The 3317-nt window shown below is 67.9% G+C and carries 2 protein-coding genes and 1 pseudogene; 1 reads left to right on the plus strand and 2 read right to left on the minus strand.

Going from position 1 to position 3317, the window contains the following annotated elements; all coding sequences use genetic code 11:
- Positions 1–630, plus strand: a pseudogene (locus tag ACWD12_RS40870) (hypothetical protein); the annotation flags it as partial.
- A 288-nt stretch (positions 631–918) separates the two neighbouring features.
- Here ACWD12_RS40870 and ACWD12_RS40875 read toward each other — a convergent pair.
- Entirely contained in the window at positions 919–1680 is a 762-nt protein-coding gene (locus tag ACWD12_RS40875) for an SDR family NAD(P)-dependent oxidoreductase (RefSeq protein WP_450103936.1), read from the minus strand.
- A gap of 68 nt (positions 1681–1748) precedes the next feature.
- Positions 1749–3074: a CaiB/BaiF CoA transferase family protein gene (locus tag ACWD12_RS40880; RefSeq protein WP_450103937.1), complete on the minus strand. Its 1326-nt coding sequence runs from the start codon at positions 3072–3074 to the stop codon at positions 1749–1751.
- Positions 3075–3317 lie beyond the last annotated feature (243 nt).

The following is a 3317-nucleotide window of genomic DNA, read 5'->3' on the forward strand; positions in this document are numbered from 1 at the left end:
ATCGGCGCGATCGCGTTCAACTTCGAACCGATCTACAACCTCAAGGGCCGCATCCAGGCCTACAAGGAAGCCGCCGAGAACCCCACCGAGATCCTCGGCGACTACCAGAACAACAACGTCATGATGACCAACGGCGTCATCTGCCTCAACGACCGCAAGCGCGCCCGCGAGATCGCGCTCAAGGGGAACGCCGGCTACCTGGTGACGCTGGTGAACCTCTACCACGACACCATGCCCAAGTCGGCCGACGGCATCACCTGGCCCACCCCGCCCACCGACCTGTCCTCGCTCGGCGGCGACGAGTTGCTCGACCAGCTCATCGCGGGCGGCTACTTGCTCTGCGGCACCCCCGAAGAGGTCTGCGAACAGATCGAGGCGTACCAGGAAGTCGGCTGCGACCAACTCGTCTTCGGCCTCAGCGCCACCATGTCGCACGAGGAGAACCTCGAAATGGTCGAAATCTTCGGCGACAAGGTCATCCCCGAGTTCGACAAGAACCCGGAGCACTCCACCGCGGTCTACCGCCGCAACGCGCAGGGCCCGAAATACCCGCCGTTCAACGGCCCGGTCAACCCGGACCTCGTGCACACCGTCCTGCCCGAGAGCGCCATCATCGGCCTGAACGTCTGACGTTCGGCCCCTTCGACCCGCCGCCGCGGTGCCATGCCGACATCGCGGCGGCGGCCATGCCTTCCGATTCTGGATGGCAGCGCCTTCGCCGCCGGCGTCGCGGCGCGCCCGCGCGGCGCACCGAATCAATACGTCCGGCGCACCGGGCGGATCATCAGTTCCGGGGTATCTGTGCCGCCAGTACCGCTCGGCTTGCGCGAGATGCTCTCGCGCCGACGGCGCGGGTTGCGGGCGTACGGGGCCGGCCACGCGCGGTGTCCACCACAGGCGCCGCGAGCGTGGCGTGCGTCAGGAGGTGTAGGACCCCCCATTGAGGTGCAGCGTCTGCCCGGTGATCCACGACGCCTCTTCGGAGGCCAGATATGCACACAACGAAGCGGGGTCGCTCGGAACTCCGATGCGTCCCACGGGCAGCCGGGCCGCCATCTCGCGCGTGCGCGCCCCTTCGCGACCACTCGCCGCCGGGTCGATCAAGCCAAGGGCGATCGTATTTGCGGTGATCCCGTCGGCCGCGGTCTCCATCGCCAGATGCCGCATGAAGGAGATCGCGCCGCCCTTGGCCGCGGCGTACAGCGATACCCCGATGGCTTGCCCGATCACACCCGACCCTGACGCAATGGTGATGACGCGCCCATAACGCCGCACACTCATGCCGTCGATCACGGCTTTGACGCAGTTCATCACGCCGAAGAGGTTGACTTCGGTGAACCGCCGCCAGTCCGACGGATCCGACTCGCGGAAGGATGTCGGACGAAACGCGCCGCTGCCGGCATTGCCCACGTTGTTCACCAGGATGTCGACCGGCCCGCTACGCCGCTCGAACCCACGCATTGCGCCCCGCACGGCCTCATGGTCGGTCACATCGAAGGGAAGGGCGTGTGCCGCGTATCCGGCCTCGCTGATGCGCCGCACGGTCTCGTCGGCCCGCTGTGGGTCGATGTCGTTTACCGCGACCTGCGCCCCTTGAGCGGCCAGCAGTTCGGCGATTCCCGCGCCCACTCCCTGACCGGAGCCGGTGACGAGAGCGGTCCTGCCCTTGAGATCGAACATTCGCTACTCCGTTGATGAGATGGACAGGCGCGTGGCCCAACGGTGCGGGCCCTGTGAGCCGCTTCGCCTCACTCGTCGACGCCGTGCCGGAGCGCTTCGAGGATCTCGTCCGTGTGCTCGCCGAACAGTGGCGGCGCGCGCCGAATCGGAGGCCGGATGCCGTCGAGGGTGAGCGGTGACGCAACCAGGCGTACGAGCCCGGCCGGGTGCTCGACCTCCTGGACCAACTCGCCCGCCTCGACCTGCTCTTCGCCGAAAACCTCGTCGACGCGGTTGACGGGGGCGCACGCGATCCCGACATCCGACAGCCTGCTCTCCCAGTCCCGGACGGAGGCGGTGCGGAAGACGGTCGAGAGCAGTTCCGTGAGTTCGTCCCGGTGCGCAAGCCTCGCGGCGTTCCCGGCGAACCTCGGGTCCGTCGGCAGTTGCGGTACGTCGAGCGCCCTGCACAGGGCGTCGAATTGGCGGTCGCTGGTGGCGCCGACGATGAGCGTGCCGTCAGCGGCCGGCATCGGGCCGTACGGCGCGACGTTGGGGTGGAGGTTGCCGAGCAGGCCAGGCACGACACCGCCGACCAGGTGGTTCGCGGCCTGGTTGATGAGCGCCGCGACACCGCACTCGAACAGCGGTGCCTCGACGTGCGCCGGACGGCCGTCGGGCCGCCGATGCTGCCCGAGGAGCGCCCCCAGCGCGCCGATCGCCGCGTACAGGCCGGTCATCACGTCCACGACGGGCAGGCCGACCTTGGTCGGTCCGCTGTCCGGGTGCCCGGTGACCGACATGATTCCGGAACGTGCCTGGGCCATCGCGTCGTAGCCAGGCTGGTCCGCCAGCGGTCCTGCGCCTGCGGCGCCGCGGACCGACACCCATACCGCTTGCCGGGCGTCTTCGCGAACACGATCGAGCCCGAGGGAAACGAGTTGCCTGGGGAGGAAGTTCTCGATCACCACGTCCGCCATCGCGGCCAGTGAGCGCACGACCTCCTGGTCCTCCTCCGCCCGCAGGTCGAGCACCATGGCGCGCCGGTTCCGGTTCACGGCGAAGTAGTACGCGGCGTCGTCGCCGTGGAACGGCGGTCCCCACCGACGAGTCTCATCCCCTTGCGGCGATTCGATTTTGATGACGTCCGCACCAAGGTCCGCGAGGATCGTCGCCGCCAACGGCCCGGCGAGAACGCGTGACAAGTCCAACACCCGGACGCCTGCAAGTGGTAGCCGTGCGTCCTGGCCTTGCGGGTCGTCCGGCCAAGCCGGTCCGCCATCGGTCATTCGCGATGCCCTTCGATCACGCGCCGAGGCGCACCCGGTGCCATCGCCGGTCCAGGAGCCTGTCGCCCGGTCATCGCCGCGCGAACGCACCCACGACTCCTGCCGGCTTCTTTTCATAGCTATCATGACTATGTTTAGATGCCAAGGCACTCAAGCCCTAGCCCCATAGTTTCGCGTAAGGGTTACACATATACTGCGCGGCACACCGGCCAAGTGGTCCTCGCCACAGGAGTTCCTTCACGTGATGACAACGCCCTTGCAGCCACCCCTCGTTCGCGCCCGCCGTCACGGGCTTGCGGATTTGTTGGCGCGTTCGGCGGCGCGTACTCCGGACAAGACCGCGGTCGTGTTCGGTGAGGTGCGGCAGTC

The sequence above is a fragment of the Streptodolium elevatio genome, from assembly GCF_053592165.1.

Coding starts and splice junctions, on each gene's coding strand:
- ACWD12_RS40875 (WP_450103936.1), bottom strand. CDS start 1,680: ATGTTCGATCTCAAGGGCAGGACCGCTCTCGTCACCGGCTCCGGTCAG.
- ACWD12_RS40880 (WP_450103937.1), bottom strand. CDS start 3,074: ATGATAGCTATGAAAAGAAGCCGGCAGGAGTCGTGGGTGCGTTCGCGC.